General features: G+C 70.5%; 13 protein-coding genes. 3 read left to right on the forward strand and 10 right to left on the reverse strand.

Translation table 11 applies throughout. The features are described from left to right. Positions 1-21: 21 nt before the first annotated feature. The 4 genes from ACIBK6_RS14615 to ACIBK6_RS14630 form a co-directional block, all read right to left on the reverse strand. Positions 22-909: a carbohydrate ABC transporter permease gene (locus ACIBK6_RS14615; protein WP_399051569.1), complete on the reverse strand. Its 888-nt coding sequence runs from the start codon at positions 907-909 to the stop codon at positions 22-24. Continuing rightward, positions 906-1,904 carry a carbohydrate ABC transporter permease gene (locus ACIBK6_RS14620; RefSeq protein ID WP_399051570.1) on the reverse strand — a complete coding sequence of 333 codons (999 nt, stop codon included), beginning with the start codon at positions 1,902-1,904 and terminating at the stop codon, positions 906-908. Before ACIBK6_RS14620 ends, ACIBK6_RS14615 begins: the two co-directional genes overlap by 4 nt. Positions 1,905-2,040: 136 nt before the next feature. After that, positions 2,041-3,390, reverse strand: a complete 1,350-nt coding sequence (locus ACIBK6_RS14625; RefSeq protein ID WP_399051571.1) for an ABC transporter substrate-binding protein — start codon at positions 3,388-3,390, stop codon at positions 2,041-2,043. 439 nt (positions 3,391-3,829) lie between these two features. Beyond that, on the reverse strand, positions 3,830-5,095 hold the full coding sequence (locus tag ACIBK6_RS14630) for a geranylgeranyl reductase family protein (RefSeq protein ID WP_399051572.1): 1,266 nt from the start codon (positions 5,093-5,095) through the stop codon (positions 3,830-3,832). Positions 5,096-5,273: 178 nt separating this feature from the next. Between ACIBK6_RS14630 and ACIBK6_RS14635 the strand changes: the two genes are divergently transcribed. Together ACIBK6_RS14635 and ACIBK6_RS14640 are read left to right on the forward strand one after the other, a co-directional pair. Continuing rightward, on the forward strand, positions 5,274-6,638 hold the full coding sequence (locus tag ACIBK6_RS14635; RefSeq protein ID WP_399051573.1) for a dipeptidase: 1,365 nt from the start codon (positions 5,274-5,276) through the stop codon (positions 6,636-6,638). A gap of 92 nt (positions 6,639-6,730) precedes the next feature. Next, positions 6,731-7,441 carry an MBL fold metallo-hydrolase gene (locus ACIBK6_RS14640; protein WP_399051574.1) on the forward strand — a complete coding sequence of 237 codons (711 nt, stop codon included), beginning with the start codon at positions 6,731-6,733 and terminating at the stop codon, positions 7,439-7,441. Here ACIBK6_RS14640 and ACIBK6_RS14645 read toward each other — a convergent pair. Further along, the gene (locus ACIBK6_RS14645; protein ID WP_399051575.1) at positions 7,400-8,440 is read right to left on the reverse strand and encodes an NUDIX domain-containing protein; all 1,041 of its coding nucleotides are present in this window, start codon (positions 8,438-8,440) and stop codon (positions 7,400-7,402) included. The genes ACIBK6_RS14640 and ACIBK6_RS14645 overlap by 42 nt on opposite strands. A gap of 242 nt (positions 8,441-8,682) precedes the next feature. On the opposite strand from ACIBK6_RS14645, the gene ACIBK6_RS14650 reads away from it, so the two are divergent. Beyond that, positions 8,683-8,859: a hypothetical protein gene (locus ACIBK6_RS14650; protein WP_399051576.1), complete on the forward strand. Its 177-nt coding sequence runs from the start codon at positions 8,683-8,685 to the stop codon at positions 8,857-8,859. Between the two features lie 118 nt (positions 8,860-8,977). Here ACIBK6_RS14650 and ACIBK6_RS14655 read toward each other — a convergent pair whose 3' ends face one another. From ACIBK6_RS14655 to ACIBK6_RS14675, 5 genes are all read right to left on the reverse strand, one after another. Next, positions 8,978-9,901, reverse strand: a complete 924-nt coding sequence (locus ACIBK6_RS14655; RefSeq protein WP_399051577.1) for an AAA family ATPase — start codon at positions 9,899-9,901, stop codon at positions 8,978-8,980. 8 nt (positions 9,902-9,909) lie between these two features. After that, the gene (locus ACIBK6_RS14660) at positions 9,910-11,115 is read right to left on the reverse strand and encodes a T4 RnlA family RNA ligase (protein WP_399051578.1); all 1,206 of its coding nucleotides are present in this window, start codon (positions 11,113-11,115) and stop codon (positions 9,910-9,912) included. Between the two features lie 121 nt (positions 11,116-11,236). Continuing rightward, complete coding sequence (locus ACIBK6_RS14665) at positions 11,237-12,160, reverse strand: carbohydrate ABC transporter permease (protein ID WP_399051579.1); 924 nt, start codon at positions 12,158-12,160, stop codon at positions 11,237-11,239. Further along, positions 12,157-13,071: a carbohydrate ABC transporter permease gene (locus ACIBK6_RS14670; protein ID WP_399051580.1), complete on the reverse strand. Its 915-nt coding sequence runs from the start codon at positions 13,069-13,071 to the stop codon at positions 12,157-12,159. The genes ACIBK6_RS14665 and ACIBK6_RS14670 overlap by 4 nt, the downstream gene beginning before the upstream one ends. Positions 13,072-13,124: 53 nt before the next feature. Further along, positions 13,125-14,420, reverse strand: coding sequence for an ABC transporter substrate-binding protein (locus ACIBK6_RS14675; RefSeq protein ID WP_399051857.1), 1,296 nt, complete (start codon positions 14,418-14,420; stop codon positions 13,125-13,127). Between the last annotated feature and the right edge of the window lie 39 nt (positions 14,421-14,459).

Raw genomic sequence — 14,459 nt, forward strand, 5'->3', positions numbered from 1 at the left:
GACGGACGGTGACACCGCGGGTCAGCCCTTCAGGCCGCTCGATGTGAGCGACTGGATGAAGGTCTTCTGGGCGAAGAGGAACGCGACGAGGACCGGCAGCACGGTGATGACGTTGCCGGCCATCACCGCCGACCACTTGGTGTGGTGCTGGCCCTGGAAGGTGGTCAGGCCCAGTTGCAGGGTGTACCGCGTGTCGTGGTTGATGGCGATGAGCGGCCAGGAGAGGTCGTTCCAGGTGGCGAGGAAGGTGAGGACCGCGACCGTGGCGAGGGCTGGGCGGGCCAGCGGCGCCACGATCGAGACGAGCACCCGCAGCCGTGAGCAGCCGTCGATCCACGCGGCCTCCTCCAGCTCCCTGGGCAGGGAGAGGAAGAACTGCCGGAAGAGAAACACGGCGAACGGGGTGACCAGGGACGGCACGATCAGCGCACCGAGAGTGTCGATGAGTCCGAGCCACTTCATCACCAGGAAGGTGGGGATCATGGTGAGCTGGAACGGGACCGCCATGGTCGCGAGCATCAGCCCGAGCAGCAGCCGCGACCCGGCGAACCGCATCCGCGCGAAGGCGTAGCCGCCGAGTGCGCCCAGCAGGAGGTTCGAGGTCACGGCCACGAACGCGACGATGCACGAGTTCAGGAACCAGCGGGGGAACATCGCGTTGCCGAGCACATAGCGGTAGCCGCCGAGGTCGATGCCGTGCGGCCACAGCGCGGGCGGGAAGCGGTTGACCTCCGCGTCGGTCATCACGGAGCTGACGACCAGCCATACGAGCGGCAGCGCGAAGCCGATCGACAGCGGCACGAGGAGCAGGTGCCAGGGGCTGAACGGCAGCCGGCGGCGCCGTGCGGTGCGGCGGGCCGGGGCGCCGACAGAGGCGGCCGCCCCCTGGGCCATCGTGGGCGCGGTCATCGGCCTGCTCCTCCCGCTCGCACAACTCCCCTGCCAGGTACGCCTGTTGGGCCCGTACGCTCCCGGTGGCGCCGGTAGAGCCGCAGCACGACGGCCGCGGTCACCAGGCCTATCGCGAGCACATAGGCCGAGGCGGCGCCGTACCCGGCGGTGAAGTTCTGGAAGGCCTGCTCCCACACGAAGTAGACGATGACGGTGGTGGCGCCGAGGGGGCCGCCCTTGGTGGTCACGTACACGAGGTCGAAGACCTGGAGGGCGGTGATGAACTGCCACAGCACCAGGAACACCGTCACCGGGGTGAGCGAGGGCAGGGTGACGTGGCGCAGCACCTGGGCCGGGTTCGCCCCGTCGAGGCGGGCGGATTCGAGGAGTTCGGCCGGGACGTCCTGGAGCGCGGCGAGGTACACGACGACGCAGAAGCCGGTGCCGCTCCACAGCGAGATGAGCAACAGGACGTAGAGCGCTTGGCCGGGGTCGGTGAGGAAGCCCTGCGGGGACACCCCGATCCGGTGCAGGAACGAGTTCGCCGCGCCGAACTCGGGGTCGAAGATGAAGGAGAACAGCACGCCCTGGGCAGTCGCCGACACCACGAACGGGACGAAGACCAGCGTGCGGTAGAGCCCGACGAGGCGGATCCGCCGGTTCAGGGCGAGCGCGAGGGCGAGCCCGCCGGCCAGGCTCAGGGGAACGTAGCCGCCCGCGTAGATCAGGGTGTTCTCCACGGCGGTGCGGAACGCCGGGTCCTTGGTGAGGGCGCGGTAGTTGTCGAGCCCGACCCAGCGGCCCGGTGTGACCAGGTCGTCCGCTCGGAACGAGAGCAGCAGCGACCACAGCAGCGGTACGACGCCGAGTCCGAGGATCACCAGGACGGCCGGGCTGATGAAGGCCCAGGCGGTGGCGGTCTCGCCGCGCGCCCGGCGGCGTCTGGCGGCACGGGCGGCCGGGGTCGGGTCGAGCGTGAGGGGGCGGGGGGTCCGCTGCCCGGTACGTCTCATCTCTCAGACCCTTCTAGGCGGTCTTGTGGAAGTCCGGTGCGGTACCGCGCCCTGTAGGGGCGCGGGGCTGTGACACCAAGCGACTCCGCCGCGATGGGGGTCACTTCCCGCGGAGCGCTTAGTCACGGGGTCGGCTTCAGCGCGGGATCAGCAGGGCGGCGTCGGCCTTCTCGGCGCACCGGCGCATCGCGTCGTCCGGTGCCGAGCGGCCGAGCAGCACCGCGACGACGGCCTCGCCGAGCGCCTGCGAGATCTGCGGATACGCCGGGTGCACGGGCCGCACCCGGGCCGACTCCAGCGCCTTGGTGAACACCGGCAGGCCTTCGGTCCGCGCGGAGTGCTGGAGCCATTCGGGGCGGCGCGCGCTGGCCGTGCTGAGTGGCAGGCTCGCGCCGCGGACGGCCCAGGTGACGTCCTGGTCGGGCGCGATGAGCCAGCGGACGAACAGGATCGCCGCCTGCGAGCGGGCCGAGCCGTTGTCGAAGACGGTCCAGGTGTCGGGGCCCGCGATGGTGACCTGGCGGCCGCTGTAGGTGGGCAGCGGCACCACGGCGTAGTCCACCTTGGCGTCGATGATGTCGGGCAGCGCCCAGGGCCCGGCCATCACCATGCCCATGCGTCCCGACTGGAAGACCTGGTACAGCTGCTGGCTGCCCGGCTTCGGGTCGATGTAGACACTGTTGCCGGCGACGAGACGGGCGACGGTTTCCAGCGCTCTGCGGCCTTCGTCGGCGAAGCCGATGCGTTTGCCGCCGGGCGCGATGACCTCCCCGCCGAGGTCCCACACCAGCGGCCACATCCGCCAGGTGGTGTCCTCGTCGCCGACACCGGGCCAGCCGGTGCCGAAGACGCCCTTGCCGGAGTCGGTGAGGCGGTGGGCCGTGTCGATGAACTCGGCCCATTTCCAGCCGGGTTGGGGCAGTGGCAGCCCGGCGCGCGCGAACAGGGTCTTGTTGCAGATGACCGCCAGGGAGTCCACGAGGGCGGGCGCGGCGCGCACCTTCCCGTTGATGGTCACCGCGTCCCGCAGCGAACCCCAGTAGTCGTTCCACGGCACGGGCCCGTCGCGCAGGGCCGAGGTGAGGTCGACGACGCGGGGGCTGCGGGCGACGCTCGCGATGTCCGAGCCGAAGATGTAGGCGATGTCCGGGTAGGACCCGGAGGCCAGCGCGGCGGTGACCTTCTGGAGCATGGCGTCGGCGGTCGTCCCGCCACCTGTGTCGACATGGATCTTGGGGTGGGTGCGGTTGAACTGGGCGACCAGGTCTTCGATGGCCTGCTTGGCGCTGGCGGTCGCGCCGTGCCACAGCTCGACGCTCACCGTGCCGTCGGGGCCGACACCGTCGGCGGCGGAGGAGCCGCAGGCCGCAAGTGCCGGTGCGGCGACCGCGCCCAGGGCGCAGCCGGCACCGGCCCGGAGCAGCGCACGGCGGCCCGGCACGCTGGGGAGTGAAGGGGCGCTGGAGTGATCTGGGCCGGCCGGCATGATCCGTTCCATCCCTCGCGGATACGTCCCCGCCTCGGCCCCGGGGAGGGGGCCTGGCGACTCGGGCCGGACCGGGACCTCGGTCAGGGGTCCCGGCCGGCTGGGCGCACCTCTCGCGGGCCGGACCGCGCCGCGGTCCGGGCCACTGGCTGGATGAAAGCGCCTTCCGCCGCCGGGCGTCAAGAGCCCGCAACCGTGTCGTCCGGGCGCTTCACGCGATGGGGTGCCCGCTGCCCGGCGCGGGGTCCGGTTCAGCACGGGAACCTGGGTCCATTCGGCCGAACTTGCGATGGCGGGCACACAAGTCGCTTGCTTCCCAGTAGATGTGATGACCCATCACATCCGAGGAGGATCCCGGTGGCCCTCCCCTGCGCCGACCACGGGCTGCGGCCGAGCCCTGGCGGGCGGGGCCGGAGCGGTCCGGCCCCGCCCGTGCGGGTCAGCGGTCGACCGCGTCCAGGGCGCGCCGGGCCATCGGGTGACTGCGGACCAGACCGGCCAGTGTCGTCGCGCCGCGGGTGATGTCCGCGAAGGACTTCCACGCGGGCCGGAATCCGGTGATCGCGGCGTGCAGCAGCAGGGGCCGCTTCTCGAAGAGGGACAGCATCCGGCGGCCCACCCCCATCTCGACCCCGAGGCCCGCCTTGATGGCGAACGCGTAGTTCAGGGCCTGGCGGCGGGCGTCGACGGCGTCCTGCGACTCGGCGATGCGGACCGCCCACTCCCCCGCGAGGCGCCCGGAGCGCAGGGCGAAGGAGATGCCCTCCCGCGTCCACGGCTCCAGCAGGCCCGCCGCGTCGCCGCAGACCAGGACCCGGCCGCGGGACAGCGGCGAGTCGTCGCTGCGGCAGCGTGTCAAGTGCCCCGAGGAGACGGCCGGTTCGAAACCCGCGAGGCCGAGCCGGGCGATGAAGTCCTCCAGATAGCGCTTGGTGGCCGCGCCTTCGCCGCGCGTCGAGATCACCCCGACGGTCAGGGTGTCGCCCTTGGGGAAGACCCATCCGTAACTGCCGGGCAGCGGGCCCCAGTCGATGAGCACCCGGCCCGCCCAGTCCTCGGCCACGCTCGGCGGCACCGGGATCTCGGCTTCGAGCCCGAGGTCGACCTGCTCGGTCTTCACCCCGACGTGCGCCCCTATCCGGCTCGCGCTGCCGTCCGCGCCGACCACGGCCCGCGCGAGGACGGTCTCCCCGTCGGCCAGGACGACGGCGACGGTGCGCCGGTCGGGCACGGCCGAGCCGTGCTGCTCGACCTTGGAGACGGTGGCGCCGGTACGGATCACGGCGCCCGCCTTCTCGGCGACGGCGACCAGGCCCGCGTCGAACTCGGGCCGGTTGATCAGCCCGAACAGCATCGTCTTGGACCGGCGGGTCCGGGTCAGCTTGCCGTTCAGGGAGAAGGTGACCGCGTGCACCCGGTCCTGGAGCGGCAGTTGGAAACCCGGCGGCAGGGCGTCGCGCGAGGGGCCGATGATGCCGCCGCCGCAGGTCTTGTAGCGCGGCAGTTCGGCCTTCTCCAGGAGCAGCACCTTGCGCCCCGCGGTCGCCGCCGCGTAAGCCGCCGAGGCTCCCGCGGGACCCGCGCCGACCACGACGACGTCCCAGACCGGCCCGGTGGCCGATTCCGTGCCCGACTCGGCGGCGGGCTCGTCCTGGTGCGCTTCCAGCGGGCCGTCCGCCCCGGCCTCTGCGTTCTCGCTGCTCACGATGTGCTTCTGCTCCCCACTCCGACCAGTGGCCCGTGTTGACGACCGCATCCTACGGGGCAGTAGCCCCGCCCCCCTGTTGTGGCCCGTTGTGGGAGGATCGGCCATATCTTCGTCGTACACACACGTGCACCTTCGTATGTGTACATACAACGTCGCACCCACGAGGAGCGTGCCCATGACCGCACATCCGATTGCCGAGACCATCGCCGCCCTGATGCCCCGGGCCAAGGCGGAGCTGACGGAGCTGGTCGCGTTCCAGTCGATTGCGGACGAGGCGGTGGCACCGCGGAGCGAGTGCGAGGCCGCCGCGAACTGGGTGGCCGACGCCCTGCGGGCCGAGGGCTTCCAGGACGTCGCGCTGCTCGACACCCCCGACGGTTCGCAGTCGGTGTACGGACTGCTGCCCGGCCCGGTGGGGGCGCCGACGGTGCTGCTCTACGCGCACTACGACGTGCAGCCGAAACTTGACGAGTCCGCGTGGGTGACCCCGCCGTTCGAGTTGACCGAGCGCGGCGGCCGCTGGTACGGCCGGGGCGCGGCGGACTGCAAGGGCGGGTTCATCATGCATCTGCTCGCGCTGCGCGCCCTCAAGGCGAACGGCGGCGTCCCGGTCTCCGTGAAGGTGATCGTGGAAGGCTCGGAGGAGCAGGGCACCGGCGGCCTGGAGCAGTACGCCGAGGCGCACCCCGAACTGCTGACGGCCGACGCCATCGTCATCGGCGACACCGGCAACTTCCGGGTCGGCCTGCCCACGGTGACGGCGACGCTGCGCGGCATGACCATGATCCGGGTCCGGATCGACACCCTTGCGGGCAATCTGCACTCGGGCCAGTTCGGCGGTGCCGCGCCGGACGCGCTGGCCGCGCTCATCCGCGTGCTCGACTCGCTGCGCGACGAGCACGGCCAGACGGTCATCGAGGGTCTCGCCGCGGACTCCGAGTGGGACGGTCTGCAGTACCCGGAGGCCGAGTTCCGCCAGGACGCCAAGGTCATCGACGGTGTGTCGCTGCCGGGCACCGGAACCGTGGCCGACCGCATCTGGGCCCGTCCGGCCGTCACCGTCATCGGCATCGACTGCCACCCGGTGGCCGGTGCGACGCCGTCCATCCCGGCGAGCGCCCGCGCCCAGATCAGCCTGCGGGTGCCGCCCGGCCAGGACGCCGCCGAGGCGACCAAGCTGCTGTACGCGCACATCGAGAAGCACGTCCCGTGGAACGCCCGGGTCTCCTTCGAGCAGGTCGGCCAGGGCCAGCCGTTCCGCGCGGACATCAACAGCCCGGCGTACACCTCGATGGCCGAGGCGATGGCCGTGGCCTACCCGGGCGAGGAGATGCAGTCCTCCGGCATGGGCGGCTCGATCCCGCTGTGCAACACCCTGGCGGCGCTGTACCCACAGGCGGAGATCCTGCTGATCGGGCTGAGCGAGCCGGAGGCGCAGATCCACGCCGTGAACGAGAGCGTGTCGCCCGAGGAGCTGGAGCGCCTCTCGGTCGCCGAGGCGCACTTCCTGGTCAACTACGCGGATTCCAAGCGGAGTTGAGCCAGTACGGGCCGATGGGTTAAGCGCTCGGCGGACATCGCCCAGAGCGTAGATCCATGCGGCGGACTACGTCGCCGACGTACGTTCGCCGCATGGATCTCGTAGAAGTCCTCCCCCGGCTGCACATGTTCCGCTTCCCCATCGGCCAGGCGTATCTGTGGCGCGACGACGACGGGCTGACGCTCATCGACGCGGGCGACGCGAACGCCGCGGCGCCCATCGAGGAGGCGATCCGCGGACTCGGGCTCGACCCGGCCGCCATCCGCCGCATCGTGATCACACACTGCCACCGCGACCACTTCGGCGCGGCCGGCGAGCTCGCCGAGCGCTACGGCGCCGAGGTGATCGCGCACCGCCTCGACGCCCCGGTGATCAGGGGCGAGGTGGCGATGTCCGAGCCGGTGCTCCTGGACTGGGAAGTCCCGCTGTACGAGCACGGGTTGACGCTTCCGGAGGCACCGCCGACCCGGGTGGACCGCGAGGTCGGCGACGGCGACGCGCTGGGCTTCGGTGACGGCGCGGTCGCCGTCCACTGTCCCGGCCACACCGACGGCTCGATGGCGGTCCATCTGCCGCGCCACGGCGTGCTGTTCACCGGCGACAGCGTGGCCGGGGTCGGCCAGGTGATGGTCGGCGTGTTCAACACCGACCGGGAGCGGGCGCTCGCCTCGTTCCGCCGCCTCGCCGATCTCGGCGCGGACACCGTGTGTTTCGGGCACGGCGACCCGCTGACCGAGGACGCGGCGGCCGTCATGAAGGCCTCAGCCGACCGGGACTCCGGCCTCCAGGTTGAGCACGGTTGACCGCTCCCGGGCCCGCAGCGCCCAGCGCAGCCGCTCGAAGCGGGCGGGCGGCAGCAGTCCGGCCGCCTCCTGCTCGCTGACGAAGCGCCAGCCGCGCAGCTCGGAGCCGGGCAGCAGCACCTGCCCGGCGCTCGCGCTGTCGAGCCGGCCGCCGTCGAAGAGCAGCCGCAGGCCGCCGAATCCGGGTGGCCGCGGCGGTTCCCAGTCGACCACCAACAGCCTTGGTACGCGGCCGAGTCGGACCCCCAGCTCCTCCTCGACCTCGCGGATCCCGGCCCTGGCCGGGGCCTCGCCGCGCTCGACGATGCCGCCGGGGAACTCCCAGCCCGGTTTGTAGGTGGGGTCGACCAGGAGCACCCGGTCCTGGTCGTCGAAGAGCAGCACCCCGGCGGCGAGCGTCTCGGCGGTGGGCTCCGGGGTCTGCACGATCTGGCAGGCGCGGGCCGCTCCGGAGCGGACCGCGTCGGCTATTCGCTCGGCGGTCTCGCGCGGGGTGAGCCCGCCGTTGTCGACGGCGTACGCGTCGTCGGCGAGCCAGCCCAGCGCCCGCCGGAACGGCTCGATGTGCTCGTACGCCCACTTGCGGACCCGCTGGTCGTCGGCCTCGGGGTCGTCGGGGAACTCCACCCGGGCCGCTATCCGCGCCCGCAGGATCGTTTCCTCCTGGGTCAGGAGCACATGGCGTACCGGTGTGCGGCGGGCCGCGAGGCCGCCGAAGATCTCGTCCCGGTACTCCTGCCGCAGCAGTGTCATCGGCACCACGAGGACGCCGCCGACCTCGGCGAGCAGCGCGGCGGCGCCGTCCACCACCAGACGCCGCCAGATCGGCAGGTCCTGGTAGTCGGTCACCTGCGCGAGGAGTTTCTGCGGCAGCAGCTGCCGCAGCGCCCCGCCGATCACCTCGGGGTCGTAGAACGTGCTGTTCGGGATCAGGTCGATCAGCTCGCGCGCGGTGCTGGTCTTGCCCGCGCCGAACGCACCGTTGACCCAGACGATCACGGTTCCCCCTCTTCGGTAGCCCCCAGTGGACTGCCCGCAACACCCTGCCACGGAAACCCGTGCCCGGCCCCGCCCCTTCTGATCACGCGCTCAACTGTGGCCGGGCTGTTGCTTGTCGAACGCCACCGCTGGGCCCCGTACCGCGTCCTGCTGTACGAGCACCGGGCACGGGGGCCCGTAACGCGGGCGGCCAAGGCGTCGTTGTGCGAGTGCCTGAAGAGACACAAGGGGGTGCGACCACCATGGGTCGTACGGTATTGGAACGTTTTCCCGCGGGTGGCCCGCGTGGCCACTGGCCTGCCGAGGAGTTCGCGCGGGACCGCAGGGACGAGGGCGTGGCGGCGGAGGTCGTGATGGATCTGGAGTCCGACGCGTTCCTGGTCGTCGTCACCCGCCCGCGCCAGGAGCCGGCCGGCTGACGCCCGGCCCGCGCGGCCCCGCCGGACGCTCGACGCGATGTCCGATTTCCGCCGCTCGGCGGGGCCGTGACGGATCACTCCCGATGTGCGGAACCACCCGGGCGGAGCCGCGGGGCGCTCAGAAGTCCCCGTAGTTGACCTGCCAGGTGGGCAGGCCGATGCGGCGCCACACGGCGACCACCCGGTCGCGGTCGTCCAGGCTGACGCGCACGTGGAACCGGTGGCGGACATGCGCGTCGAACAGCTCGGCCTTCACGAGGTCGTCCCGCCGCCCGTCGCCGGCCGCCCGCATCCACAGTTCGTCGTACGGCACCTCATGCGCGGCGAGCCACGCCTCGGTCTGCGTCCGGAACTCCTCGCCCCGGCCCGACAGCAGCACGATCCGGTCGCCGTGCGTCCGCCGGAAGGCGAGCAGCGCGTCGCGCACCGGGGCGTTCAGCCCGTCCTGCTCGCAGCGTGAGAAGTCGTACGGGTTGCGGTTCAGGTTGATGGCGAGGGTGCCGTCGATGTCGCACATCACCGCGGTGGGCAGGGTCTCGTCGGCGGTGTAGGGCTCCACCGCCGACAGGCTGACGGCGTCGTTCATCCAGGCGTCGGTGAGGCGCCATCCGTTGCGTACGGCCTTGGCGTGCTTGTCGGCCAGCAGGCGGATGACGTCCTCGCCCACGGGTTTGTCGCGAGCCGCGTCCCGGCGCAGGCACTCTTCGAGCGACACCCCGGTGAAGTCGTGCACGACGAACCGCGCCTGCCCGGCGACGGCGGCCTTGAGCCGCTTGGGGATGCGCGGGGTCAGGTGCGTGTTGTCGACCACCACGTCGAAGCCCGCGGCGAGTGTCTCCCGCACCACCGCGTCCTGGATGGCGAGCACGGCCTGCTCGGCGGTGTGCGATCGGACGCCCTCGGCGCCGGCGTTGTCGAGCATGCCGCGCAGATCGTCGAGGTTGACGCGGCGGCACTGGCCGCCGGAGTCCGCGACGATCTCGCGGGCGGCGGTGGTCTTTCCGGAGGCGGGCAGTCCGGTCATGACGTGGACGGTGGGCATGGCGGGGTTCAGCTCTCTTCGTCGTTCTTGAACGGGTCGGCGGCCGTTGGTTTGACGGTCCGCCAGATCATCAGGCCGAGGTCGCGGCCGTCGAGCAGCTGGAAGACGGCCGCGCGCACGGTGCGCTCCCGGATCTGCTGGGCGGCGCGGGCGAACGCGCCGCGGTCCGCGGCGAGATGGGCGACCCGGCGGAAGCTTTCCTCGGCGAGCGCGGCCAGTTCGGCGGCCCGCCCTTCGAGGCGCGCCGCCACGGACTGTACCCACAGGTCGAACTCGTCGGGAACCTGCGCCAGCATCGCCTCCAGCGGATCGGCGCCGTCCGCGGTGAGTTCGGCGATCTCGCCGGGGCCGCAGCCGAGCGCCTGGGCGAGGCGTTTGGGGTCCGCTCCGGCGAACCGGCGGATGCCGAGGAACCGCCAGATGTCGCGTTCGGTGATGCCGGTCAGCACCTTGTGCAGCCGCACGTACTCGCTGATCTTCGCCTTGACCCGCAGCCCGGAGGCGTACCGGATGACATAGCCCTCGGCGTCGGTGCCGGTGGCCGCCCGGCCGTCGGCGTGGACGTTGGCCCCGGCGCGTTCGAGGAGTTCGGCGAGCGGCATCGCGGGCCACGTACGGGCCACGGAGCCGACCGGCGCCCAGTCTTCGGCGGCCCGGGACAGCTCGATCTCGCGGCCCGCGCAGTCGTACGCGGCGAGCAGCACCAGGTCGCGCCGGCCGCCGTAGTCGACGACGATCCGGTTCTCCGGGTAGAGGATCTCCGCGAGGTAGGTGACGCCGGGGCGCAGCGTCGCCGTGTCCCGTCCGTCGAGCCATGCGCTTGCCCAGACGGCCTGTTCGGAGGTGAACGAGCCACGCGATGCGACCCGCCAGCGGCCCTCGTAGTGGAAGGCGATGCCGAGCGATCCGTCGACCTTGTCGTACACCTCGAACGGCTCGTCGGGCAGCGGGCGCGCGTAGGAGCGGCCGAGGGTGTGCTCGCCTACGTTGAAGAACTTGGGCAGGCAGTGCGCGACGACCGTGCCGCTCGTGTCGTCGACCACCAGACCTCGGCAGCGCGTGGTGACCTCGTTCCACGCCTGTTCGTACTGACACAACCTGCTGTACGAGTAGATCGACAAGGGCAGTTCGGGGTGCGCCTTGCGGACGACGTGCCCGGCGTCGAGGGCCGCGGCGAGGCCGGCGGGCGGGATGAGACGGTCGAGGTCGATCACTGCTGCTCCAGGGAAGTGTGCTGTCGCAAGCAGCTTGACCTGTGTTGACGGCGGGAGCGAGGCATTTTTGATCCGGGCGGCGGACCGGGGGCCCGGCGGTCCCGAACCCCGGCCGCCCGCTTCACCCCTTGCTGGATCCCAGCGTGAGCCCCGCGATGAAGTGCCGTTGCAGCAGCAGGAAGACGATCAGCGTGGGCAGGGCCACGATCACCGAGCCCGCTGCCAGCAGGTTGTAGTCCGTGAAGAACTCGCCGCGCAGGTTGTTCAGCGCCGAGGTGATCGGCAGTTTGTCGCCGTCGGACATGAAGACAAGGGCCCACAGGAAGTCGTTGTACATCCAGGTGAACTGGAGGGTCGCGAGCGCCGCGAGGGCCGGGCGACACAGCGGCAGGGTGATGCGCCAGTACTGGGTCCACACTCCGGCGCCGTCCACGATCGCCGCCTCCAGGATCTCCTGCGGCAGGGTGCGCATGAAGTTGGCGAGGACGAAGACGCAGAAGCCGATCTGGAAGCCGACCTGGACGGCGATGACCGCCCAGTACGAGTCGAACATCGTCATCGAGTCGGACATCCAGTACGGCAGCGGGATGCGGTTGAACACGACGTACAGCGGAGTCACGATCACCTGCTGGGGCAGCAGGTTGCCTGCCGTGAACAGCATCAACAGGACGATTCCGCCGCGGAGTTTGAGCCGCGAGACGGCGAAGGCCACGAACGAGGCGAAGAAGAGGACGAGGATCACGCCGGGCACCGCGATGATCAGGGTGTTGACGAAGTACTTCGTCATGCCCGAGTCGCTGAAGGCCTGTTGGTAGTAGGCGAAGGAGAGGTGTCTGGGCAGCGAGAAGTAGCCGTACTTCGACGTCTCGTCGTAGGGGCGCAGCGACGCGTACACCGCGAGCAGCAGCGGTGCGAGGAAGGCGAGCGAGACCGTCAGGAGGAACGCGTGCACGCCGATGCGTCCCGGGCGCGCCCGGCGCCGCCGGGCGGCCGGTGCCGTCGCCGGGGCGGTGGCCGTGGGGGCGGGCGCGGTGCTGGTGGTCATCGGTTCTTCTCTCCTCGGATCTCCTGCACCAGGTACGTGATGACGAACCCGAGGGAGACGGTCAGCAGCACCACGGCGATCGCCGAGCCGAAGCCGATGCGGCTGGCCTCGCCGATGATGTTGTCGGTGACGAGCACCGAGAGCACTTCGAGGCCGTTGCGGCCGTGGTTGACGGCGTACACGATGTCGAAGGCGCGCAACGATTCGATGACCGTGATGACGCCGACGATGACGTTGACGGGGCGCAGGGTCGGGAAGACGACCCGGAAGAAGGTCTGGCGCTCGCTCGCGCCGTCGATGGCGGCGGCTTCCTTGAGGGAGGGGTCGACGGCTTTGAGCCCGGCGAGGTAGAGGATCATCACGTAGCCCGTGTGCCGCCAGGCCGCGGCCAGCAGGATCATCCAGATGTTGAGGTTCGGGTCGCCGAGCCAGTCGGTCGGGTTGTCCCTGTTGCCGAGAAGGGCGTTGAGCGCTCCCTGGTCGCGGGAGAAGACGAGCTGGGCGATGAAGCCGACGACGGCGAGCGACAGGACGACCGGCATGTACAGCGTCGACTGGTAGAAGCGGCTGAACCGTACGCCCTTGTCGATGAGGACGGCGAGCAGCAGCCCGAACGGCGTGGCCACGAAGCCCAGTACGGCCAGCCACATCAGGTTGTGCCGGACCGCCGGCCAGAACGGCGGGTAGTTGGTGAAGAGGTTGGTGTAGTTCTGCGTGCCGACCCATTTGATGTCGCCGATGCCGTCCCAGCTGGTGAAGGACAGGACGACGGAGGCGAGGGTCGGCCCCCACACGATGGCGATGTCGAGCAGGACGGGTATGCCAAGCAGCACGCCGAGGACGACGAGGTCGCGGGCGGTGAACCGCCTGGGACCCCGTCGTCCTCCGCGCCGCGCGGTGGTGAGCGCCACGGCTGAGTACTCCAAGTCGAAACGGGCGTCGGTCGGTTGGGAGCGGGCGACCGTCAGCCTTCGGAGGCGAAGATGGTCTTCTTCTGCCGCTCGATGTCGTTGACGAGGCCGTCGACGTCGTTCGGGTTGCCGATGAACTTCTGGATGGCCGGGATCATCACCGTGGAGGCGAAGTCGGGGCGGGTGTCGCGGTCCAGGAACTGCGAGATCTGCTTGGCGCCGGAGACCAGCTCGACCGCCTTCTTCTGCAGCGAGCTGTACTTCGAGGTGTCCGCCCCGCTGTTGACCGCGATGTTGTTCGGGTCGCCCGCGAGGTAGGTGTCCTCGGCCTTGGGCGTGGCCAGCCAGCTGAGGAGGTCCTTGGCGCTCGCCATGGCCTGCTTGTTCTTCAGCGTCTTCGAGTTCTTGGCGAGGAGGAAGCCGTCGATGGGGGCCTCGACCGCGTCCTGTCCGTACTGCGGGTTGATCTCCGGGAACGGGAAGAACGCGATGTCGTCCCGCTCGGCCTCGGGGAACTGCTGTCCCACGTGCGGCATTCCGAAGACCGCCATGCCCGACTGCTTCTTCTGGAGGCTCTGCGCGGACTCCTGCCAGGTGCGTCCGTTGGCGCCCTTCTGGCAGTACGGAAGGATTCTGCGCCAGGAGTCGAAGACGTCCTTGACCCGCTTGTCGGTCCACGCCTCCTTGCCTGCCATCAGGCTCTTGTGGAAGTCGTAGCCGTTGGTGCGCATGTTGAGGTAGTCGAAGGTGCCCATGGCGGGCCAGCCGTCCTTGTCGCAGAACGCGATGGGGTCGAGCTTGTCCTTCTGCATCTGCTTCGCGAGCTCGATGTACTGGTCGAGCGTCTTGGGTGCCTGGTACCCGCGCTCCGTGAAGAGGCTCGCGCGGTGGAAGACCGCCCAGGGGTAGTAGTAGTACGGCACGAAGTACTGCTTGCCGTCCGCGCCGGTCGACTGCGCCTTCAGCGCGTCGGAGAAGCCCTGGAAGCCCTGCCAGAGGTCGCTGATGTCGTACAGCAGGCCCTTCTGGGCGAAGAACTGCATGCGGTAGCCCGCGAACCACATGAAGACGTCGTCCGGCTTGCCCTGCAGATAGCGGTTGATGTTCTCCTGGAAGGTGTTGTGGTCAACGGTGTTGACCTTGATCTTGCGGCCTTCCTTGGACTGCTTCTGGTACGCCGCGAACGCGTCGGCGAACGCCTTCTCGGGGACGGCGTCCGACGAGTTCGAACCCAGCCGGATCGTCTTGGTGTCCCCGCCGGGACCGCTGCTGCACGCGGCGAGCAGCGAGGGCAGGGTCACCGCCCCGGCGCCGATCGCCGCACCACGCAGAAGATTCCGCCGGGACATCCGATGTCCTGACACGCCACCGGGCGTGACCGAACCGTT

Source organism: Streptomyces sp. NPDC050485, assembly GCF_044458185.1.
GTDB lineage: Bacteria > Actinomycetota > Actinomycetes > Streptomycetales > Streptomycetaceae > Streptomyces.